The organism is Methylosarcina fibrata AML-C10, assembly GCF_000372865.1.
GTDB classification, from domain to species: Bacteria; Pseudomonadota; Gammaproteobacteria; order Methylococcales; family Methylomonadaceae; genus Methylosarcina; species Methylosarcina fibrata.
Genome location: NZ_KB889965.1, coordinates 722,062 through 742,799, shown reverse-complemented (window position 1 = coordinate 742,799; position 20,738 = coordinate 722,062). Strand labels below are relative to the sequence as shown.

Here is a 20,738-nt window from a genome sequence, read left to right as displayed (position 1 = left end):
ATGAGCTTGCATTCATTGGCTCCGGCTTGCATTTGATTTTGTTGGACTCACTTTATTTGCAAATGAAATCCGGCTTCAAATCGGCAAACCGGCCGCCAAAAATTGCCCTCGTAGTTCTGCTACACGCGTAGCGTCCAGGTTATTGCTGAATAGCGCCTTGATCTCCGCTGGTTTGACGTCGAATTGTTCGACCAGGTCCTTGATGCGGTAACCGTGGCGGGCCAAAGTCGGCTCCAGGTCATCCAGTTGGCGTGAAAGCACTGATTCAATCAGGTCGGCGGAAATCGGCGTTTCGCCGGTTTGGTAGCCAGCTTCCAGCGCTAATGCCAAGTGCAGTTGGATTTGTAACGGCGTCCGCAAGCGCGTGGCCAACTGATCGATGGCGTCCGGCGTCAGGATCGATTCAACCGGCGCCTCGTTTTTCGTGCAGGATTTCAGCAGCCAATGAATGTATTCGCGCTGGCTGCCGGCAATACCATCCAGATTGAAAACATCGGTGCGAAAGCCAATTTCTTCCATCGTCGGCCGTCGCAAATCGTTGCGTAATTTTGGATGGCCGGAAAGCACGACAGACAAACGGCCATCGCCATCCTCGATCACCTCCATCAGTCGTTTCAAGCCGATCAAGGTGTGGCCATTCAGGTCATGCGCTTCGTCGACGAACAAGGCCACCGGTCGCTTGTTCTTGCGCACGAGTTCACGCAATGCCCGCTCGCGCTGTTCGCCTTTCGGAATTTGTACTTTCTTGTCGGTGGCCAGATCGTAAAACAGGGCGGCAATCAAAGTGCTCAATTTGACGCTATGCTTATCGACACTCAGTGATTTCGAAACGGTGATTTTGTTTTCGTCCTTCAGTTGCTGCTGCAAGCGCCGCATGGTGACGGTCTTGCCGCTGCCGACCACGCCGCAGACCGCGATGAGCTTGCCTTCCTGGATAGCACCCTTGATGTCCTTGAGCAATTGCTTGTGTAGTTCGGTTTCGAAATAACCGGCTTGGCTTAGCGGCTGTGTCAGCCCAAAATGTTGCGTCACTTCAACCCGCATGTCCTTCTCCTGCTTGTTGTTCACGAAAGTAGCTACGCACGCGTGACAACACCACGCTGCGCGTCAGGGTTTCGGCCAAAATCTGATCGATAGCCGTTCGCTGAGAGGGCGAAAGCTTTGCCAGTGGCCTGGCCAATTCATCAGCAATAGCCAGTTTGGCGGCGATTGTATTGGGAAACTGGTATTCCTGTATTGGGGACTCGAAAGGCTGCTTCGGCAGTTCTACCGTCATGTCCGTCGGTGTCAAGCGGATGTCATCGCCGGCCAACGCCGAAATCGGCAATGCCAGTTGATTTGCCAAGGTACGAATACGGTTGGCACGCGCAACGTTTTTACCATGCTTGAAAGCGCGGTAGCGATGCAGCGGGATAGGACCGGATATCGGATAGTAAGGCCCAAACTTTTCGCCTTCGTACTCGACATACATTTCGTCGTCGAAGAGTCCCCATAACAAGATGACGGTCTCGCCTGCCATGTCGGGCTCTACTTCGTATGTCGTGCCGGAGATTGTAATCCGGGCATCGACGCCCACCTTGCGGGTTTCGGGTTCCCGTGCAAAGCGGCAGAATTGCTCCCAGCTACACATTTCACGTAGGCCCTCCGCCGGCAAATGGGTCAGCCAGTCGGTCAAGCGGGAATGTTTCTCGGTGCGGTGATTCTGATCGTTATAACGAAGCAGATAGCGCAACAGCCATTCGTTGGCCTGTTTTTCGGTCTCCGGTTTGTGGAAGTGGTAAAGAGTTTCGTGGGCTTCCTTGACAGTTCTGAACGGTCGTTCGACTTTGCCTTTTGATCGTGCAGTGGTACGCGTACCATCCTTGCCGGCCGGCATGTGGGTTTGCCATTCAATACCCAGTGCCAGCATCACATTCTGGAACACCAGGCTTTTGGCGACCGGGCCGTTATCCAGGTAAATCAGCTTGGGCCGGCCTTGAAAGGGACAGCCGGCATCGGCTTTAGCGGCCATAGCATTGAACAGAAAGCGCAGGGCCGATTCGGTATCTTCGCCATACACGCAGCGGTATTCCTGATAACAGAAACCACTACGGTCATCGACCACGCTGAACAACATCAAGGTGGGTTGACCCTTGGCCGGATCGATCCATTCCGGTTTGTCGATATGCTTGAGATCGGAGGGCGACATATCGAATTGCCAGCAATCATTGCTAAATTCGGCTTGGAAACGCACGGCGGGCGGTTCGCGTAACAAACGTGGATGATCCAGATGATAAGCCGACAGGTAGCGGTTGATCGTGGCTCGCTTCAATAAGCCCTTAGGCGATTTGATCAAGCCTTGGGCAGTTTCCACACCATAGTCTTCCAAGAGCCGAATGGCTTGCTGGGTCGATAAGTGCCGGCCTTGTTTATTGGTGGTCCGCAGTTTCAGCGCCGCAATCAGTTCGCAATAACGCTCCAAGTCGGCCGCCGGCAGCAAACGAGATTTGCCATAGTCGGCACGGTGTGTGGCGTGCGGTTTGCGGAAGTCAGTTAGCGCCCGATAGACGGTCGTGGTCGAAACGCCGTATAAATCGGCCACCGCCGCAATCTGGTTAGCGCGTTCCGGACTTTTGGGCGGCAAGCGGTCGAGCCGCTGCCGTAATTGCAGCAGGGAATCGACCGGAATAATCCTACGTTTCCTGTCCACCGCTCGCCAGTGCGCGATATACCGTCGCGCGACCGATGCCTAAGCGCCGCGCGATTTCAGTGGCGCCCAATTTTTCTTCGTCGCGCAGACGCTTGATTTCGGCGGTATCGACTGAGGGTTTACGGCCTCGATGGGGTCTGCTCACGAAACGGAAAAAATCGTACGCTAAGCTAATTGCACAAACGAACGTTTGCGCAACAAAAAAGCTCTTCCCGAAAACAAAGGGATTGCTCGTTGCATAAACATATTGCATAATCATATTAATTAGCAATAGGTTTACGCAATTATGCTCATCGGTTATGCACGGGTTTCAACACAAGAACAGGACAACGTAGCGCAAATTAATGCGCTTAGAACTGCTGGCTGTGAACTTATATTTGAAGAGAAGGCTAGTGGCGGTCGATGGGATCGACCGGAATTGCATCGCTTACTCGGACAACTCCGCAAAGATGATGTTCTGGTGGTATGGAAGTTAGATAGATTGTCTCGATCCTTAAAAGATGTTCTGACTTTGATGGAGAAAGTTGAACAAGCTTCTGCCGGATTTCAAAGCCTAACGGAATCTATAGATACGACTTCACCGGGTGGCCGTATGATGATGCAGATTGTCGGTTCTTTTGCCGAGTTCGAGCGTGCCATGCTACGGGAACGCACTCGTAATGGGTTAAATGCCGCACGGGAGCAAGGTCGTGTAGGCGGTCGCCGTCGCAAACTTAAAACGCATCAAGAACAAGAAATTGTGACTCTTGTGAATACTGGCCAAAAAACCGCAGCCGACGCCGCCAGACTATTTGATGTTCACCCGGCAACAGTCTCACGATTACTTGCACGGCACAAATGATAATGATGTGGGCTATTCAGGTTGTGAAATTTCTGATCTTTACCAGCCTCTAGCTTACCGTCACTTGATCTTTCATGTTTATTCGTCAAATTCATTATCTGCTCGCGCTTGCAAAGACACGACATTTCGGCCGGGCCGCTGAAATCAGTCATGTTTCTCAGCCAGCCTTGTCTACCGCGATCCAACATCTTGAGGAAGAACTCGGTATTACCATTATTAAGCGCGGACAGCGTTTTCAGGGCTTTACCGAAGAAGGCGAGAGGATTTTGCAATGGGCAAGAATTTTAGCCCAAAACTGGGAAGGCCTGCGGCAAGCCGCAACTCAATATAGCCAACAACTCACCGGCGTTTTGCGAATAGGCGCCATCCCCACTACCTTGGCTGTTACGCCGCTATTGACCGAGCCGTGCCAGTCTGAGCATCCAGGCATATCCATCAAACTGGTTTCACTTTGCGCCGAAGAACTGATACGTCAGCTCGATAGTTTTGAGCTGGATTTGGGCTTGACCTATCTCGACGACCCCAGGCTTAAAGGATTCAAAACATTACCGTTATACCGCGAACGCCATGTTCTGCTGACTCGTAATCCGGAGCCTCGATTGCTTAAAAGCAATTTAAACTGGAGTGACGTGGCGGGGCTGCCGTTGTGCTTGTTGACGCAGAATATGCAAAACCGTCGTCTGATCGATGCCGCCTTCCGCGATGCAGATGTCACACCCAAGGTCATGCTGGAAACCGACTCAATCTTTGCTTTATATGCACATGTCCGCAGTGCGGGTCTCTACAGCGTGGTTCCGCACAGCATGTTAAACCAGTTCGAGACACATCAAGACGTAACCGCCATACCATTAACCCCCGAACTATCGAGGGAAGTGGGATTAATCATTCGCCGCCAAGATTTACTTTCCCCCATACAAGACGCCGCTTGGAACATAGCCCAACAATTGGATTTGCAACAACGATTCGACTCTTTGATAACTGTTAGTTATCAAACCATACCTCAAAACGATTAGACGCCATCGCTTCTAAAGCAAACAATACGGTTACCCGGCCGGGATACATCGGGGCGTGCTGCCATGGCAGATACGCTCAGCCACCCAATAAACACCAAGGTAACAATAAAATGGCAAAAATTGTTTTAGTTCTTTACGATGATCCCGTCGACGGCTATCCAACCTCCTATGCGCGTGACGATTGTCCGCAGCCGGAAATTTATCCCGACGGCCAAACCCTGCCGACACCCAAAGCCATCGATTTTGTGCCCGGCGCATTGCTCGGCAGCGTATCCGGCGAGCTGGGCCTGCGCAAATATCTGGAAGCCAACGGCCATGAGTTGATCGTGACTTCCAGTAAAGACGGCGAAAACAGCGTATTGGACCGCGAACTGCACGATGCCGAAATCGTGATTTCGCAACCGTTCTGGCCGGCTTATATGACCGCCGAGCGTATCGCCAAAGCGAAGAAACTCAAAATGATAGTCACAGCCGGTATCGGTTCAGACCATACCGATTTGCAAGCAGCGATTGAAAACAATATCACCGTGGCCGAAGTCACATATTGCAACAGCAACGCCGTGGCGGAGCATGTGGTGATGTCGATACTGGCGTTAGTGCGCAACTTCATCCCATCCCACAATTGGGTGCTGAAAGGCGGATGGAACATTGCCGACTGCGTTTCGCGGTCCTATGACCTTGAAGCGATGAGCGTCGGCACCGTGGCTGCTGGCCGTATCGGTTTACGCGTATTGCGTTTGTTGAAACCTTTTGGCGTCAAGCTTCATTACCTGGATAGGCATCGTCTGCCGGAAGATGTGGAAAAGGAATTGGATTTGACCTACCACAGCAGCCTGGAAAGTCTGGCGAAGGTCTGCGATGTCGTGACTTTGAACTGTCCGCTGCATCCTGAAACTGAGCACATGATTAATGAGCAGTCATTGAAATGGTTCAAGCGTGGGGCTTATCTGGTCAATACCGCCCGTGGCAAACTCGCAGATCGCGATGCAGTCGTTGCTGCTTTGGAAAGTGGCCAGCTGGCCGGTTACGCCGGCGACGTTTGGTTTCCACAACCCGCGCCGCAAGACCATCCTTGGCGCAGCATGCCGAATCACGGTATGACACCGCACATCTCCGGAACCAGTTTGTCAGCGCAAACCCGTTATGCAGCCGGTACCCGCGAAATACTGGAGTGCTACTTTGAAGGTCGTCCTATTCGTGACGAATACCTGATCGTGCAAGGTGGTCAGTTGGCTGGCGTCGGCGCTCATTCCTACAGCAAAGGCAATGCTACTGGGGGTTCGGAAGAAGCGGCTAAATTCAAGAAAGCTTGATAGTCACCGTTTGATCTAACTCAAGGGATGCGTGGTGTATTGCCCGCATCCCTTCTTGTTTTCGAGCTAAATCCATGTCGCTTAAAAGTAAAAACAGAACGAGCGCCGTAGCACTTCCAACAAGGCCGGCGATATCAGCAATTTTGGTAGCTTGGCTTGCATCCAGTTTGGCCATCGCTTGCGTTGCGTATTTGGGCCAAGTTTCTGATCAACCACTGATGCTCGGTTCCTTCGGGGCGTCTTGTGTTTTATTGTTTGGCTTTCCGGATGCGGTATTTTCTCAGCCACGCAATTTAATCGGTGGGCATGTGCTGTGCACGTTAATCGGCCTGAGTTTTCTCAAATTCCTCGGTACTGATTGGTGGTTCATGGCATTGGCGGTGGGTACCGCGTTGGCCGTGATGCTCGCCACCCGAACCGTACATCCACCAGCGGGTTCCAATCCGGTCATTATTTTTCTGACCCAACCAGATTGGCAGTTCCTATGGTTTCCCACGCTCGGTGGTGCATTGGTGTTGCTATGTCTATCGCGTATTTATTCGAGAATATCCCGCAAGGCACAGTAACTTTATGCGCGTTCACGTACTTCAGCATGTCGATTTTGAGGGCTTAGGCTGTATCGAAGCCTGGCTTGAGAATCGGCATGCTACCGTTACTTTTACACGATTTTTGGAATCCGTTTCTTTGCCGAATCTTGATGAGGTTGATTTCATCATTGCGCTCGGCGGTCCCATGAGCGTTAACGATGAAGACCAATTCCCTTGGTTGGCGGACGAAAAGCGATTCTTAGCCAAGGCCATTCAAGAAAACAAAATCGTTCTTGGCATTTGCCTGGGTTGCCAGCTTATTGCGAGTGCGCTGGAGGCTAAAGTGTACCCCAATAGAGAAAAGGAAATCGGCTGGTTTCCGGTGCATTTACAGCAAAAAACCGCTACTTCCCTGGTATTTCCTGGAACTATGGAAGTTTTCCATTGGCACAGCGACACCTTTGATTTACCCAAAGGCGCTCGTCTGCTTGCCAGCAGTATTGCCTGCCGTAACCAAGCTTTCCAGATTGGGCGGCGCGTTATCGGCTTACAGTTTCATCTTGAAATGACGCCAAAAAGCATGGCAACCATGCTCAAAAATGGGCGGCACGAACTATTAACTCACCGTTTTATTCAGAGCGAGCGGCAGATTCGGTGCGCTCCGGCTATTAGCTATAAGATCATCAATGATTTTATGGGCAAAGTACTTGAATACTTGATGCACAGCTATTCCTAGCACCTTTTTAGCGGGCGGGATTGCCCAATTAATATATGTCACGTCGAAGTTTATTAACCCCCACAGAACGTAGCGGCCTGCTTTCGTTTCCCTTGACAGACGACGAACTGATACGCCATTACACCTTTTCCGAGCATGACTTGTCATTAATCCGGCAGAGACGCGGCGAACATAACCGTCTCGGATTTGCTGTTCAGTTGTGTTATTTGCGTTACCCAGGTTTTGCTCTTCCGATAGATTCGGAACCGCCAAGGCCACTGTTGATGTTAGTGGGGAGGCAATTAGGTATCGATCCAAGTACCTGGCCTAAATATGCACAGAGAGCTGAAACTCGTCGCGAACACCTGATGGAATTGCAGGCGCTGTTAAAGTTAAGGCCATTTAATACTACCGATTACCGACATTTCGTCCATCAACTCGCAGAGTTGGCTCAACAAACTGATCGTGGCATCGTACTCGCGGAATTCTTAGTCGAAATACTGCGAAATCAGCACATCATCATACCAACAATTGATGTCATCGAACGCCTCTGTAGCGAAGCCCTCACGCGAGGCACTCGTCAACTTTATGAATCGCTAACGCAATCATTAACTGATCTACATCGACAAGCGCTTGATACCCTACTGACAGTTCGAGACGGAACGAAAGGAAGTGGACTTATTTGGCTTCGCCAACCACCAGGTCCACCAAAACCAAAGCATATACTGGCGCATTTGGAACGGCTGAAAACCATCCAAGACCTATGGTTGCCGAATAGCCAGGCAAGCGCTATTCATCAAAATAGATTGCTTAAACTCGCCCGCGAAGGCGGGCAAATGACCGCTCAACACCTACGGGATTTAGAGTCGGCCAGACGCTATGCCACCCTAGTTGCGCTAATATTCGACACTCGCGCTACCTTAATTGACGAAATTATCGATTTGCATGACCGGTTCATGGGAACGTTGTTTAGCAAGGCTAAACGACATCATGCCGAACACTTTCAACAGTCCGGTAAATCGATCAATGAAAAAGTGCGCCTGTATTTTCGCATTGGTCGTGCTCTATTGGATGCAAAGGAATCTGGCGGAGATCCCTTTGCGGCAATTGAAGCTATTATTCCATGGGATAAGTTCAGCGAGAGTCTTGCTGAAGCAGAAACATTAGCCCAACCCGAAGAGTTCGACTATCTGTCACTGGTTGGCGATGGCTATAATCAACTTCGCCGGTACACGCCAACTTTGTTAAGCTCTTTAAGCATGAAGGCCGCACCCCCCGTTCGTGAATTATTGGTGGCGGTCGAAGTACTGAAAGGAATGAATGATCGTCAGGCTCGCAAAGTACCGGACGATGCTCCAACCTCATTTGTCCGTAAGCGCTGGAAGAATCTGGTGCAAACACCAGACGGCATCGACCGCCGCTTCTATGAATTATGTGTATTATCGGAGTTGAAAAACTCATTACGCTCCGGCGACATATGGGTACAAGGATCACGCCAATTCAAGGATTTTGATGAATATCTTTTACCTTCACTGCGATTTACGGCACAACTCGCGAAAAACGAATTGGGTTTGGCCGTAGAAACCGACTGCGAACACTTCTTGAAAGCTAGGCTGGCCGAATTGGATCGTCAACTGGCGGCAGTTGAACGACTTGCTGCGGCAAATGAATTGCCAGATGCTACCATTTTGAGTAGCGGACGTCTTAAGGTCACGCCGTTGGACAATGCCGTTCCGGATGAAGCAGAAGCGTTGATGCAACAGGTGTACAGTCTTCTACCACATCTGAAAATCACCGAATTGCTATTGGAAGTCGATAGCTGGACAGGATTTACCGGCCATTTCAAACATCTTAAAAATGGCGAGGCTGCCGAAGATCAACACCTATTGCTGACAACCATTCTTGCTGATGCCATCAATTTGGGACTGAGCAAAATGGCGGAATCCTGCCCTGGCATGACCTATGCCAAACTGACTTGGTTACAAGCTTGGCACATACGCGACGAGACCTATTCCGGAGCGCTTGCCGAACTGGTTAACGCTCAGTTCCGCCAACCGTTTTCCAGCTACTGGGGGGATGGTACGACTTCCTCATCCGATGGACAAAACTTCAAGGCCGGTGGTCGCGGTCAGTTTGCTGGGCAAGTTAATCTAAAGTATGGACAGGAGCCGGGGGTACAGTTTTACACACACATTTCCGACCAGTATTCGCCATACCATATCAATGTGATCAATGCCACGGCACGTGATGCTACTCATGTTCTGGATGGACTGCTATATCATGAATCTGATTTGCGGATCGAAGAGCATTACACTGATACGGCGGGCTTCACCGATCACGTGTTTGGGCTGATGCACCTACTTGGATTTCGGTTTGCCCCGCGAATCCGAGACCTAGCCGATAAACGCCTGTATATTCATGGTGACCCGAAATTATATCCGACGTTGGAAAGCCTAATCGGTGGCGGCATCAACGTGAAACATATTCGCGCACATTGGCCGGAAATACTGAGATTGGCGGCGTCAATCAAGCAAGGCACTGTCACTGCCTCACTTATGCTTCGCAAACTTGGTAGTTATCCACGTCAAAACGGTTTGGCTGTAGCGTTACGGGAAATAGGACGTATCGAGCGAACACTATTTACGCTTGATTGGATGCAAAATGTTGAATTACGTCGCCGTGTGCAAATTGGCTTGAATAAAGGCGAAGCAAAAAACGCACTTGCCAGAGCGGTATTTCTAAATCGACTGGGCGAAATTAGAGACCGGAGCTTCGATAATCAGCGTTACCGTGCAAGTGGTCTCAATCTGGTGGTGGCTGCCATAGTGTTATGGAATACAGTCTATTTGGAAAGAGCAGTGCAGGCATTGCGGGATTCAGGCAAAGAAGTCGACGAAAAACTACTGAAACATTTATCGCCGCTAGGATGGGAACACGTAAACCTGACCGGCGACTATATCTGGCAGCAAAGCAAACAAGTTGAAAAAGGTGGGTTTAGACCTTTAAATACACGCCGATAAGCTTAGCGTACGATTTTTTCCGTTTCGTGAGCAGGCCCCTCGATAAACGCCACGCGCTTTGGCGGCAGTAATGCCTTCAATCTGGCGTTCGCGGCGCAGATTGGTTTCAAATTCGGCAAACACGCCCAGCATATCCAGAAACGCCTTGCCGGCCGCCGTGCGGGTGTCGATGGGTTGCTCGGTGGCTTTTAAGGTCACGCCTTGTGCCTTCAGGGTAAAGACGATGTCTTGAAGGTCTTTGATGCTGCGGGCTAATCGATCAATCCGTGTGACGACCAAGGTGTCGCCGCTACGCAAAAAATCCAGCAGTACCTGAAGCTCTGTCCGCCCCGTCCGACTGGTGCCAGTGGCTTTCTCCGCCCGAACGACTTCGCAACCGGCGGCACGAAGCGCTTGTTCTTGCAAGGTGAAATCTTGATCGTTACTGGAAACGCGAGCATACCCGTAGAGAGCCATAAAATCGATAGTGTCTCATTAGCCTTTAGAGGCTTAGACAGTATCATATCAAAATTAGCAAAACAACCCTATTGAGACAGATAAACTGTCTCATAGAGCTGATTCATATGGGTATACCGAAATGGAACAAGAAAACCGATAATTTCATTTCCAATTAATACGAGCCTGTTTAATACAATTACCGTTCCATTGCTATCCCATCCTTGATTCGTATAAGTTGATTAATACTGGTAAGAACCTTTCTGAAAAAATTGTCCCTGTAAGCCCTGCAACGGCTACAAAAAACATAGAAGCAACCAATTTTTTAATCAAAGTACCATTTCTGGTTTGAAGAACAAATGAAAGACTAAAGGCAATGCTTGTAAACGAGGCCAATATCGAAGCCTTACTTGCAAGCGCCGCCGAAATGCTTCCGTGTGACGCAAGATTGGCCGAAGCGGCCACGGCACTGGCGCTCGACATTAATCCGCCAATGATACTCACAGTATAAAACCCGGTTTCTCCGAAAATATTTTGGGATATTGTTCCAAACATATGAATAACTAGAAATACAAAACCGTATTTCAATGCAATCCATAAAGAAAATGGTAAACCCAGTTTTAATTGTATAGGTTCATTTTCGATGATGACCCTATCACTACGATAGCTTACCAAAACCAAAACCGCGCTTGTAAAAAACATCAGCACGAACGCCAACCAACTATTTAATAAAACACTTGGTGCCAGGATGAGCAAAAGCATCGCATTACGGGCTAACATCGCAGTTGTTGCCAACAAAATACTTCTATAAGCATAGTCGACCAATTTATCGTTATCTTTAACGCGACTGGTAAGCTCAATGACGGTAAAATTACTGTTTACCAATCCTCCTAAAAAACCGGAAATTTCCGTGCCTCGCATACCATAAATCTTTAAAAGAACATAGTTTGTAAAACCTATGCTTGAAATTAATATAACTGTAACCCATGTCGCTCTTGGATCAATCAATTTCCAGGGACCAATTGAACCGGATGGTAGTGCCGGATAAATTACAATAGCTAGAATCGCCAAAAGTAGTGCGGAACGTAGTTCGCTTTCCGTTAATCCGACCGAAAAGCCGCTGAGAGGTTCTTTCAAGGCCAAAAGTGCGGTGACTATAACCATAACCGCTGCAGGAGAAATGGTATGTCCTTGTCCGCATAGAATGCCAGCGAAACAGGTGATTAACATGGCGGCGGAGGTTGTTAACTCGATAGTTTGTTTAGTATGCAATAATTGAATGTTTAGGGTATACGTCAATAGCCCGACCAGGAAAAGGCTCAGTAAGGCAAAATTTTCCCCCATTGCGCCTCCTATTCCGCCGAGTAATCCAATAAATCCGAATGTTCTAAGACCGGCTTCTTTGTCGCGTCTTTCTCGCTCAAGCCCGATTAACAAACCTAATACCAGACTCAGTGACAAACGAATTAAAGTTTCACCATAAGGCCAAATAATCGTAGGCAACAAAATAGATTGATTCTGCATGCTATTTTAAAAATTTAATGATTAATAGATTCTATATTCAACACTTAAGAAAAGCTCATTTATTCCAAATACACGATAACATCCAATCCGTTAGATTGTTGGTTTTCAACCTCTGAATTAGTCGACTTCCGAGCGAAAAAAGAGAGTTGTCAAGTGCGATGTAAAAAGTTAACAATAATTACGGGATCATTTTTAATGATCAATCCTTGAACAGGTCTTTTAAAATCGATATAGCCCGCCTTCGATAAATTATGCGTATCCTGCTCGCCGAAGACGATCCGTCGTTAGGCGCCACCCTGCAATCCTGGCTGCAACTCGACGGCTATGCGGTCGATTGGGTTAAACGCGGCGACCATGCCGAATTGGCGTTGCGCGCCCAATCTTACCAATGTCTACTACTCGACCGTGGTTTGCCGGGATTGAGCGGCGACCGTTTGCTCTCCGGCCTGCGCGCCCATGGCGACGACATGCCGGTATTGCTGATTACCGCCCGCGACGCCCTGTCGGACCGCATTGCGGGCCTTGATCTCGGCGCCGACGATTATCTGGTGAAACCTTTCGACTTGGAAGAATTATCGGCGCGCCTCCGCGCCGCTATCCGGCGCGGCTCCGGGCAGGCCAACGGCGTGCTGCGCCACGGCGGCATAACGCTTGACCCGGCCGGTAAGCATGTTACCCAAAACGGGGCAACCATTGTGTTAACGGCACGAGAATTCGCCATCCTTCATACCTTAATGCTGCACGGCGGCCGGCCGGCCGGCCGCGATCGACTCGAAGACGCCCTGTATGGCTGGGGCGAGGAAGTGGAAAGCAATACGGTCGAAGTACACATTTACCACCTGCGCAAAAAGCTGGGACACGGCCTGATCCGCACGATGCGCGGCCTGGGTTATGTGCTGGAATCGCCGTGACGGGTTGGCTTCTGCAATGGCTGCGCGGCAAGGCCGGCGGCGTTTCCCCTTCGCCCTATTCGCTACGAAGGCGATTGTTGGTTTCGGTGCTGGGGGCCAGCGCGCTGTTATGGTCGATCAGTTTGGCGATCATGGTCAATATTGCCTGGGACGAAACCAACGATGTGTTCGACGACGGCCTGGAAGACGCCGCTCAATTGATTCGCGCGGCGGGAGCCGACTTATCCGGGCCGGCAGTGGCGAATACCGGCCCGATAGACCGCGACCGCCGCCATGCCGGCATTTATTACCAACTCGTCGCTAACAACCGCGTATTGCGCCGTACCGGGCCGAGCCCCGATGAACCGTTCGTGACCGATTTCGATCGGCACAAAGGGTTTCGAACCGCATGGGTCGGCATGGCGCCGTGGCGGGTATTCGTCTTGCGCGACGAAGACGGCGGTCTCGAAGTCCAGGTCGGCCAGCCGCTGGAAGCACGCACCGAAATTCTCGAAGAATTGGCGGACGATCTGATCTGGCCGGCCATGATGTTACTGGCATTACTCGGTGCGGTTATCTGGCTGGCGATCAGCCGGTTGATCGGACCGATCGAACAAACGGCGCTGACCCTCGCCGGCAAGACGCCGGAAGACTTGACGCCGGTGGCGGTTGTCGAGCAACCGGTGGAATTGCAACCGATCGTCAATGCGCTCAATACCGTGTTGGGCCGTTTGGACCATGCGCTGCAAGCCGAACGCCGCTTCACCGCGGACGCCGCCCACGAACTGCGCACGCCGCTGTCCGCGCTGCGGATGAAGATCCAGTTGCTGGAACGGCAGCATCCCGAGCATCGGCCGTCGTTACGCCAGCTCTATCACGACACCGACCGCTGCACCGCGCTGATCGAAAATCTGCTGACACTGGCCCGTTTCGATGCTGCCCAAGCGGCGGCATTGCCGCGCGAACCTGTGGCGTTACCGGATTTGCTTGACGAACTACGCCGCTATCATTTGCCTCAAGCCGAAACCGGACAGATCGGCTTGGCCATAGAGTGCCGCGTGGCGACATTAGTCGGCAACGCGGATTTGTTACGTATCGCGTTGCGTAATTTACTCGACAACGCGCTACGTTACTGCCCGCCGGGGTGCCGGGTGCGCATCGACGCGAAGTATATTGCCGGCGGGATACGTCTGGCGGTGCGCGACGACGGTCCGGGAGTCGAAGCATCCCAGCGCAGTCGGCTGGCCGGGCGTTTCTTTCGGGTGCTTGGCAACGACCGCAGCGGAAGCGGCCTAGGGCTGTCCATCGTCGAGCGCATTGCCGCGCTGCACGGCGCCACGCTGCATTTCGAGACCGGCCTCGATCAACGCGGCTTGAGCGCAGTGCTGGACTTTCCCATCGCCGGGCAGGAAAAAAACGCCGTTTAGCTTCATATTCGCTTCATCGCCGCATGGTCAAATGATTGCCACGATCCCGGTGCATACCCACGTTTGTACGGGACGTGCCTTTCATTTATCGATTATTTGGAGAAGCAGCCATGAAACGCTTATCGACCTTAACGACCTTGATTATTCTCGCTTTCGTTGCCAATGCCGCGCTGGCGGAATACGCCGGCCCAAGCAATGTGCCGGCCATGACCGTCAAGCAATTGCTGGATACCGGCACGGACGACCAATACGCGACCTTACGCGGCCGGCTGGTGTCGCACGACGGCGGCAAACATTACACCTTTGCCGATGACAGCGGTAAATTGCGCGTGGAAATCGAACCGCAACTGCTGCCGGCCGGCCAAACCCTTGACGCCAAGACCCGAGTGGAAATCAGCGGCGAGTTCGACAAAGACTTCGGCGAGGCGGAAGAATTGGAGGTCAAACAACTCAAAGTGTTGCCTTGATTTATCCAGGGGACGGCTGGCTTCGCTCCGTTCCCTTTTATGAATTTTGCAAAACAATACGGATGCCAACGATGTCCGGAATCGTTAGCAAAGCGCTAAACAATCTTCATTTCCACAAATTGCCCGCCAGATCGGCTGGGTTCGTCCTGCTGGCGGGCAGCCTGTGGGGGGCAACGGCAAAAGCCGATTCCGTGGAAAACATGGCGGGCAGTTGGAGTTCGCTCACTCTTTCCGGAAAGCTCGGCGATTTCTCTCCCGGGCTTCGGGGATTCCGCTGGACCCTCATCGATCAGACGCGCCTGCGGGACGACAGTCCCTCTGCCTGGCGCCTCAACGAAGACCAGTTCTACGCGCAGATGGGCTTTTCCGTCAATTCCTACGCCAGCGTCTGGCTGGGCTATGTCCATGATTGGCATCATTCTCTCGGCAAGACCGACTACCACGAAAGCCGGCCCTACCAGGATCTAGTGTTCGACTTTCCGGTCGCGCGCTTTACAGCCAAGATCCGCACCCGTCTGGAAGAGCGGGTCAACCAGTCTACGGGCAACGTGGGGATTCGTTTGCGACAAATGTCCTCACTCCAGTTTCACCTGGCATTCATCGATCCCAAACTGTCCCTGTACGTGGGCGACGAGGTGCTCTGCCATCTGAATGCCAATAGTTTCGGAGCGACAGGGTTCAGCGAAAACCGCGCGATGGCCGGATTTAGTTTCCAGCTCAACCGGCAGCTAGGCATGGACCTGGGGTATCTTGGGCAAACCATTCAGGAAACCGGCGGTGACATAGTCCTCACGCATAATGTGAACGCCAACCTGAGTTATCGATTCTAATATCATACGGTTTAGAGATATTAAATGACCACAGCAACCCGCTTGCCATGAAAGACCGCCGATTTTCGGGCCTATCTTGTGCTTTGGCCGCCACGATTGTTTTGGCTTTTGGATGCGCTAGTCAAGCACCAAAACCTACCGGTGAAACACTGATCGCCCATTCTGTAGACCGCAAGTGCGGTCCTGCATCGGAGTTTAAGGACATTTCCGGTTCGGAACGGTACGATGAAGAAAATCCCGCGCTATCCCTTACGGAAGTCTCTGCGTTATCTCCCGCAACATTGGACATCGCCAATATCATAGGCGTTACGAAATCAGTAGAGGATCGTCATTTGCAGGATGGTGAGAATCCGCAACGTGAACCAGACAAGCGAATACAACGGTTGCAAGTTAGAGAACAGCTAGCTATTCGGATATTGCAAGCTTTGCTGGCCGTAAAGAGTGCCGCAGCGGAAGCCGACTGCGAAGAAGAACGAGCTGCCGATGCCGCCGATCGTCTTCAAGACCGTCAGGAACTTCAGTCGACCCAGTTCACCGTTCTTTCCCTTCTCGGCAGCGGTTTGGGCGGAGCGTTATCCGGCGGACTATCTCTCGGCGCGCAAGCCGCTTGGTCGGCAATCGCAGGCATTATCGCGGGTGTTACCGAAGCAGCATTTGGCACCATGGCACTATCGAATTCTCTGACCCATGAGTTCAGCCATGAACGAAATATATTGAAGGAAATTTGGGATGGCCCCAAGCAATCGAGATTATTTCCACGGTCAGTGTGGCGGTTCTTGAATCGGCCGTTGCCGGAAGATTCTTCTCACCGATCCCTGCGGGAGACATTGATTGCTCGTTGGCGACACGATGGGCGTCTCGGAGAAGCTAACTTAGTAGAGGAGCAACACCGTATCGAGCTGTTTTTCGGTGCTGGCGGCTTGTACTCTGCAGGCGAGCTACGGGATCGAGCTGTGATGTTGGATATGGTGGAGTCCGATGTAAATCTAATGAGCCATGATCTGGAATATATTCTGGATGAGCTTTTGTCACATTCAATTTTATAAACTTACGTTCGGTGGATTCTGGTCGATATTAAACCACGGGAGATCAAGACGCTATTCAGCAATAACCTGGACGCTACGCGCGTAGCGGAACTGCGTAGCCAATTTTTGGCGGCGGGCTTGCCCATTTGAATCCGGATTTCATTTGCAGTTAAAGTGAGCCGAAGAACATCGAATGCGAGCCCGAATGGATAAATGCAAGCTCAGTTGCATTTAATCTGAGCCGAACGGAATTTTCAGTTGCAGTTAATTCGAGCCGAAATCGGCGATAAATGCGAGTCCGGCCGCTTTCAAATGCAAGCCGCTACATTTACCGATTAGCCCCAAGACGGACGTTTACCGGAATTGACCAAGTAGCGGCGGAAGAAATTTACAAAGCCGCTGGTGTCGACATAGTGTTAAAACGCCTGAGCCGTTTGACGAAGTTGCTTAAAACGTCCGTTTTACAAGTGGGCTGGATGAATGATCAGCTTACTTTATCGGTTATCACCCCAAACATTTTAGACGTTGAGTATGGCAACCCGCTGTTTCCTGAGCGGTTTATCGTCACTCACAAAGCGGCAAAAGAACAGGAAGTGACCTATTCCGATTGGACGGCGGGAACGTATACCCGGCGGGACTATCGCGGCAATCCTGTGAAAATGGGGGGCAATCCGAAAGGCGTTAATCCTTACGGGTTGCCCCCTTTTATCTGTTTATTCGATTCACTACCGGACGATCAATTTTTTGTTGCCGGCGGGGACGATCTTATCGAAGCGCAAGAGGCAATAAACGTTGCCTTGTCGAATCTTTGGCGGGCGGTTGAACTGCAAGCCCACGGGCAAGCATGGGCCGCCGGTATCCCGGCCGGCGAAGCGTTGAACGTGGGGCCGGAAAGGGCCGTTACCCTGCCCGAAGGCGGTTCATTCGGCTTTGCCGCCCCCAATGCGCCTATTGGCGATATTTTAGAAGCCATTCAATTTGTATTGCGGCAAATCGCGGCCTCAAACGATCTTTCGGCGGATGTTTTCGACCTTGATCGGCGTTCTGAATCCGGCGCGGCAAAACATGTTGAACAAATCGATTTAAGAGAAGCACGGCAAGACGATATTGCTTTATGGCGGCGATATGAAACGCAATTGTTTGAAATCATCAAGCGCGTGGTTAACACCCATCAACCCGGCACCATTGCCGAAGACGCCCGCGTTACGGTTGACTTTGCAGAAATGCAAGAGAATTTAACCGAAACCGAACGCCTGAACAATGCACGGGCAAAGCTTGAAATGGGCGTTTGGTCTCCGGTTGATGTTTTGATTTCCGAAAACCCGGACGGATACCCGACCCGGCAAGACGCCATTCAAGAGCTATTGCGGCGCAAAGACGAATCCAGCCAAATTACTTTAGTTGATTAATATGACACAAGAAATAACACAAACCGAACAACAAACAGGAACCCCGGTCACCGCCGATTCCCATAGCGAAATTGAACGTTTAAAAACAGAACTCGCGGCAAATACGGCCGATTTGGAGTTTGTCGCAAACGCAATGCTTGCAACGATTCCGGACGGCTTAAAAGCCTTGATTCCGGAAGAACTGAGCCCGGCAGCAAAAGTGAAATGGTTCAATAAAGCGAAAGAAACCGGCATTTTCAGAACGGCAGTGCCAGAAACCGATACAAAGAAACCGGGTATCACCCCGCAAAAGGTGAACCCGGACGAATTACCACCGATTGCTCGAATGAGCCACGGCTACAAATAAGTTTTTTAAATTTTTCAAGGAGAGAAAATAAATGTTAACAATTTCAGAATGGCAAAAACTAAATCCTACCCCGCTTGCAAGTGGCGTAGTTGAAATTTTTGCCCGTGAAAATCCGGTATTGGCCAATCTGCCTTTCGTGAATATCAAAGGCAATGCCTACAAATACAACATCGAAGACACTTTGCCGGGTATTGCCTTTCGCGGCTTCAATGAAGGCTATACGGAATCAACCGGCGTTGTAAATCCTGTTACCGAATCCCTTACTATCATCGGCGGCGATTCGGATTTCGACGTTGCACAAATCAAGATGGGAACCGGCGATAACGATAGCCGGGCGGTTCACGATGCCATGAAAGCAAAAGCTTTAACCTTAAGTTGGTTATCAACGTTTTTTCATGGCGATACCGGAACAAACCCTAAAGAATTTGACGGCTTGAACGTTCGCTTAACCGGAAATCAGGTTATTACGGCAGGCGCAAACGGCGCCGCTTTGGATATGGGTATGCTTGACGAATTGATTGACTCGATTCAGGGCACCCCAAGCATACTTTTGATGAACAAGGCCGCCCGCCGCAAACTTGTTGCATTGGGCCGGGCAAGTGGCGTTGTCAGCGTTACCCGTGATTACTTCGGCCGCGAAGTTGAAACTTATGCCGGCACCCCAATCGGGATTATCGAAGACGGCGCCGACGGCAACCCCATTTTAACAAGCACCGAAACGCAAGGTTCCAGTAATGCAACCACTTCAATTTATGCGGTTAAGTTCGGTCCTGATGCAATGCACGGCATCCAAACCGAACCGATGGACGTTCGCGATTTGGGCGAAATCGAGACAAAGCCGGCTTACCGCACCCGAATTGAATGGTATAGCGGTTTAGTCTTGAAGCACCCCAAATGCGCAAGCCGTTTAAAGGGCGTCATTATTTAATTTGCTGTTGTAAAAAGGTTAAGGAAGCAATCGGGCAAGGATGCCCACTTTTTTAATATTCAATTACGGAACAAAGATGAAGACGACGGTTATTCTTGATGGCGTTATGGGAAAAAAATTCGGCAGAAAATGGGAATTGTTTGTTAAATCCCCGGCTGAAGCCATTCGTTTAATAACAGCCAATCGTCCGGATTTCCTGCCCTGGATTCGAGACAACCTACCCACTTATGAAAATTATCGAGTCAGGACTTACGCAAAATATCTGATCGCTGAAGGCACATGAATCAAAGACTGAGGTCAAAAGCGACATCAAGTTATGATCAAATCTTTTATGACTCGCCTGGATTATTGCCAATTTCTGCTGGTCAGCCAGATCAATTATACGCTGACCTATTTTGCCGATCACCATGACACCTTCAGCCACGATGCCATCAACCGCTACCTGCAACGAGAACGGATGACCCCGCGGCTGATATGGGACAACGTCCGCAACGACATCGTCCTCACACCGGCCGGCTACCTGATCTTCGACGACACCGTGCTGGATAAGGACTTCTCCCGAAAGATTGCCCTAGTACGTCACCAGTACAGCGGCAATGCCCATGGCCTGATTCGCGGTATCGGCGTCGTGACCTGCGTCTATGTCAATCCGGAGTTGGATCAGTTCTGGCTGATCGACTACCGGCTCTACGATCCCGATGGCGACGGCCAATCCAAACTGGATCATGTCCACGACATGCTCGGCAATGCCGTGCATCACAAGCGTTTGCCGTTTCACGCCGTGCTGATGGATAGCTGGTACGCCACGAAAGACCTGATGTTATTCATCGAATCCTTGCAGAAAGTCTATTATTGTCCGCTCAAGGCTAACCGCCAAGTGGATGATTCCGGCGGCGAGCGACCTTACCAACGGGTCGACTCGCTGATCTGGAGCCCGACCGAGCGGGCGCACGGTAAAACCATCAAGATCAGAGGCTTTCCCAAACACCACAAGGTGCACCTGTTCCGGGTTGAGGTGTCCACCCACCGCACGGATTGGGTCGTGACCAACGAGCCCACTCAGCATTCCACGGCGGCCGCACAACAGGCGTGCGGCTATCGCTGGAAGATCGAGCAACTGCACCGCGAAGGCAAACAGGTCACCGGAAGGGAACGCTGCCAGTGCCGCTCTGCCCGCATTCAGCGCAATCATATTGCCTGCGCTTTCCTGGTTTGGGTTCGACTGAAGCAATTGGCCTACACCTCGGGACGGACGGTCTATCAATTGAAACAGAAGCTACTCGATGACTACCTCTGCCAACAGCTCAGAAATCCATCTCTACGCATGAGTCTTGCGTAA

At 51.1% G+C, this 20,738-nt stretch carries 21 protein-coding genes; 16 read left to right on the top strand and 5 right to left on the bottom strand.

The window, feature by feature from the left end; genetic code table 11:
- Window positions 1-75: 75 nt before the first annotated feature.
- From A3OW_RS0103770 to A3OW_RS28170, 3 genes are read right to left on the bottom strand one after another with little or no spacing between them, the layout of a single operon-like run.
- Complete coding sequence (locus tag A3OW_RS0103770; RefSeq protein ID WP_020562091.1) at window positions 76-1,044, bottom strand: ExeA family protein; 969 nt, start codon at window positions 1,042-1,044, stop codon at window positions 76-78.
- Window positions 1,034-2,668, bottom strand: a complete 1,635-nt coding sequence (locus A3OW_RS0103765) for a DDE-type integrase/transposase/recombinase (RefSeq protein WP_198291359.1) — start codon at window positions 2,666-2,668, stop codon at window positions 1,034-1,036. The genes A3OW_RS0103770 and A3OW_RS0103765 overlap by 11 nt, the downstream gene beginning before the upstream one ends.
- A 4-nt stretch (window positions 2,669-2,672) precedes the next feature.
- On the bottom strand, window positions 2,673-2,834 hold the full coding sequence (locus tag A3OW_RS28170) for a helix-turn-helix domain-containing protein (RefSeq protein ID WP_198291282.1): 162 nt from the start codon (window positions 2,832-2,834) through the stop codon (window positions 2,673-2,675).
- Window positions 2,835-2,975: 141 nt separating this feature from the next.
- Between A3OW_RS28170 and A3OW_RS0103755 the strand changes: the two genes are divergently transcribed.
- The 6 genes from A3OW_RS0103755 to A3OW_RS0103730 all read left to right on the top strand — a co-directional run bounded on the left by A3OW_RS0103755 (window position 2,976) and on the right by A3OW_RS0103730 (window position 10,118).
- A complete protein-coding gene (locus A3OW_RS0103755) occupies window positions 2,976-3,530 on the top strand; it encodes a recombinase family protein (protein ID WP_020562088.1) in 555 nt (184 codons plus the stop codon).
- A gap of 74 nt (window positions 3,531-3,604) precedes the next feature.
- Window positions 3,605-4,543 (top strand): LysR family transcriptional regulator, encoded by a 939-nt coding sequence (locus A3OW_RS0103750; protein WP_020562087.1) that lies wholly within the window; start codon window positions 3,605-3,607, stop codon window positions 4,541-4,543.
- A gap of 110 nt (window positions 4,544-4,653) precedes the next feature.
- Entirely contained in the window at window positions 4,654-5,856 is a 1,203-nt protein-coding gene (locus tag A3OW_RS0103745) for an NAD-dependent formate dehydrogenase (protein ID WP_020562086.1), read from the top strand.
- A 74-nt stretch (window positions 5,857-5,930) separates the two neighbouring features.
- Window positions 5,931-6,422: an HPP family protein gene (locus A3OW_RS26870; protein ID WP_083918127.1), complete on the top strand. Its 492-nt coding sequence runs from the start codon at window positions 5,931-5,933 to the stop codon at window positions 6,420-6,422.
- A gap of 4 nt (window positions 6,423-6,426) precedes the next feature.
- On the top strand, window positions 6,427-7,119 hold the full coding sequence (locus tag A3OW_RS0103735; RefSeq protein ID WP_020562084.1) for a type 1 glutamine amidotransferase: 693 nt from the start codon (window positions 6,427-6,429) through the stop codon (window positions 7,117-7,119).
- A gap of 35 nt (window positions 7,120-7,154) precedes the next feature.
- Window positions 7,155-10,118, top strand: coding sequence for a Tn3 family transposase (locus A3OW_RS0103730; RefSeq protein WP_026223308.1), 2,964 nt, complete (start codon window positions 7,155-7,157; stop codon window positions 10,116-10,118).
- On the opposite strand, the gene A3OW_RS0103725 is transcribed toward A3OW_RS0103730, so the two are convergent.
- Window positions 10,101-10,574, bottom strand: a complete 474-nt coding sequence (locus tag A3OW_RS0103725; protein WP_020562082.1) for a recombinase family protein — start codon at window positions 10,572-10,574, stop codon at window positions 10,101-10,103. The two genes, A3OW_RS0103730 and A3OW_RS0103725, sit on opposite strands and share 18 nt — an antisense overlap.
- A gap of 192 nt (window positions 10,575-10,766) precedes the next feature.
- On the bottom strand, window positions 10,767-12,077 hold the full coding sequence (locus A3OW_RS0103720; protein ID WP_020562081.1) for an MgtC/SapB family protein: 1,311 nt from the start codon (window positions 12,075-12,077) through the stop codon (window positions 10,767-10,769).
- 251 nt (window positions 12,078-12,328) lie between these two features.
- Here A3OW_RS0103720 and A3OW_RS0103715 point away from each other — a divergent pair, with 251 nt between their 5' ends.
- The 10 genes from A3OW_RS0103715 to A3OW_RS0103670 all read left to right on the top strand — a co-directional run bounded on the left by A3OW_RS0103715 (window position 12,329) and on the right by A3OW_RS0103670 (window position 20,738).
- On the top strand, window positions 12,329-12,988 hold the full coding sequence (locus tag A3OW_RS0103715; RefSeq protein WP_020562080.1) for a response regulator: 660 nt from the start codon (window positions 12,329-12,331) through the stop codon (window positions 12,986-12,988).
- Window positions 12,985-14,394 carry an ATP-binding protein gene (locus A3OW_RS0103710; protein ID WP_020562079.1) on the top strand — a complete coding sequence of 470 codons (1,410 nt, stop codon included), beginning with the start codon at window positions 12,985-12,987 and terminating at the stop codon, window positions 14,392-14,394. The genes A3OW_RS0103715 and A3OW_RS0103710 overlap by 4 nt, the downstream gene beginning before the upstream one ends.
- Before the next feature lie 110 nt (window positions 14,395-14,504).
- The gene (locus A3OW_RS0103705) at window positions 14,505-14,861 is read left to right on the top strand and encodes a YgiW/YdeI family stress tolerance OB fold protein (RefSeq protein ID WP_005368751.1); all 357 of its coding nucleotides are present in this window, start codon (window positions 14,505-14,507) and stop codon (window positions 14,859-14,861) included.
- Between the two features lie 71 nt (window positions 14,862-14,932).
- Complete coding sequence (locus A3OW_RS0103700; protein ID WP_020562078.1) at window positions 14,933-15,691, top strand: DUF2490 domain-containing protein; 759 nt, start codon at window positions 14,933-14,935, stop codon at window positions 15,689-15,691.
- Window positions 15,692-15,738: 47 nt separating this feature from the next.
- On the top strand, window positions 15,739-16,737 hold the full coding sequence (locus tag A3OW_RS0103695; RefSeq protein ID WP_020562077.1) for a hypothetical protein: 999 nt from the start codon (window positions 15,739-15,741) through the stop codon (window positions 16,735-16,737).
- A gap of 392 nt (window positions 16,738-17,129) precedes the next feature.
- Window positions 17,130-18,125, top strand: a complete 996-nt coding sequence (locus tag A3OW_RS0103690; protein WP_157385784.1) for a hypothetical protein — start codon at window positions 17,130-17,132, stop codon at window positions 18,123-18,125.
- A gap of 1 nt (window position 18,126) precedes the next feature.
- On the top strand, window positions 18,127-18,471 hold the full coding sequence (locus A3OW_RS0103685) for a hypothetical protein (protein ID WP_020562075.1): 345 nt from the start codon (window positions 18,127-18,129) through the stop codon (window positions 18,469-18,471).
- 31 nt (window positions 18,472-18,502) lie between these two features.
- Window positions 18,503-19,399, top strand: a complete 897-nt coding sequence (locus A3OW_RS0103680) for a major capsid protein (RefSeq protein ID WP_020562074.1) — start codon at window positions 18,503-18,505, stop codon at window positions 19,397-19,399.
- Window positions 19,400-19,475: 76 nt separating this feature from the next.
- On the top strand, window positions 19,476-19,682 hold the full coding sequence (locus tag A3OW_RS0103675; protein WP_157385783.1) for a tail assembly protein: 207 nt from the start codon (window positions 19,476-19,478) through the stop codon (window positions 19,680-19,682).
- A 33-nt stretch (window positions 19,683-19,715) separates the two neighbouring features.
- Complete coding sequence (locus A3OW_RS0103670) at window positions 19,716-20,738, top strand: IS701 family transposase (protein WP_020562072.1); 1,023 nt, start codon at window positions 19,716-19,718, stop codon at window positions 20,736-20,738.

Excerpts from the sequence above, each read along its gene's own strand:
- A3OW_RS0103770 (WP_020562091.1), bottom strand. The coding sequence starts at position 1,044 with ATGCGGGTTGAAGTGACGCAACATTTTGGGCTGACACAGCCGCTAAGC.
- A3OW_RS0103755 (WP_020562088.1), top strand. The coding sequence starts at position 2,976 with ATGCTCATCGGTTATGCACGGGTTTCAACACAAGAACAGGACAACGTA.
- A3OW_RS0103750 (WP_020562087.1), top strand. The coding sequence starts at position 3,605 with ATGTTTATTCGTCAAATTCATTATCTGCTCGCGCTTGCAAAGACACGA.
- A3OW_RS0103745 (WP_020562086.1), top strand. The coding sequence starts at position 4,654 with ATGGCAAAAATTGTTTTAGTTCTTTACGATGATCCCGTCGACGGCTAT.
- A3OW_RS26870 (WP_083918127.1), top strand. The coding sequence starts at position 5,931 with ATGTCGCTTAAAAGTAAAAACAGAACGAGCGCCGTAGCACTTCCAACA.
- A3OW_RS0103735 (WP_020562084.1), top strand. The coding sequence starts at position 6,427 with ATGCGCGTTCACGTACTTCAGCATGTCGATTTTGAGGGCTTAGGCTGT.
- A3OW_RS0103730 (WP_026223308.1), top strand. The coding sequence starts at position 7,155 with ATGTCACGTCGAAGTTTATTAACCCCCACAGAACGTAGCGGCCTGCTT.
- A3OW_RS0103725 (WP_020562082.1), bottom strand. The coding sequence starts at position 10,574 with ATGGCTCTCTACGGGTATGCTCGCGTTTCCAGTAACGATCAAGATTTC.
- A3OW_RS0103720 (WP_020562081.1), bottom strand. The coding sequence starts at position 12,077 with ATGCAGAATCAATCTATTTTGTTGCCTACGATTATTTGGCCTTATGGT.
- A3OW_RS0103715 (WP_020562080.1), top strand. The coding sequence starts at position 12,329 with ATGCGTATCCTGCTCGCCGAAGACGATCCGTCGTTAGGCGCCACCCTG.
- A3OW_RS0103705 (WP_005368751.1), top strand. The coding sequence starts at position 14,505 with ATGAAACGCTTATCGACCTTAACGACCTTGATTATTCTCGCTTTCGTT.
- A3OW_RS0103700 (WP_020562078.1), top strand. The coding sequence starts at position 14,933 with ATGTCCGGAATCGTTAGCAAAGCGCTAAACAATCTTCATTTCCACAAA.
- A3OW_RS0103695 (WP_020562077.1), top strand. The coding sequence starts at position 15,739 with ATGAAAGACCGCCGATTTTCGGGCCTATCTTGTGCTTTGGCCGCCACG.
- A3OW_RS0103685 (WP_020562075.1), top strand. The coding sequence starts at position 18,127 with ATGACACAAGAAATAACACAAACCGAACAACAAACAGGAACCCCGGTC.
- A3OW_RS0103680 (WP_020562074.1), top strand. The coding sequence starts at position 18,503 with ATGTTAACAATTTCAGAATGGCAAAAACTAAATCCTACCCCGCTTGCA.
- A3OW_RS0103675 (WP_157385783.1), top strand. The coding sequence starts at position 19,476 with ATGAAGACGACGGTTATTCTTGATGGCGTTATGGGAAAAAAATTCGGC.
- A3OW_RS0103670 (WP_020562072.1), top strand. The coding sequence starts at position 19,716 with ATGATCAAATCTTTTATGACTCGCCTGGATTATTGCCAATTTCTGCTG.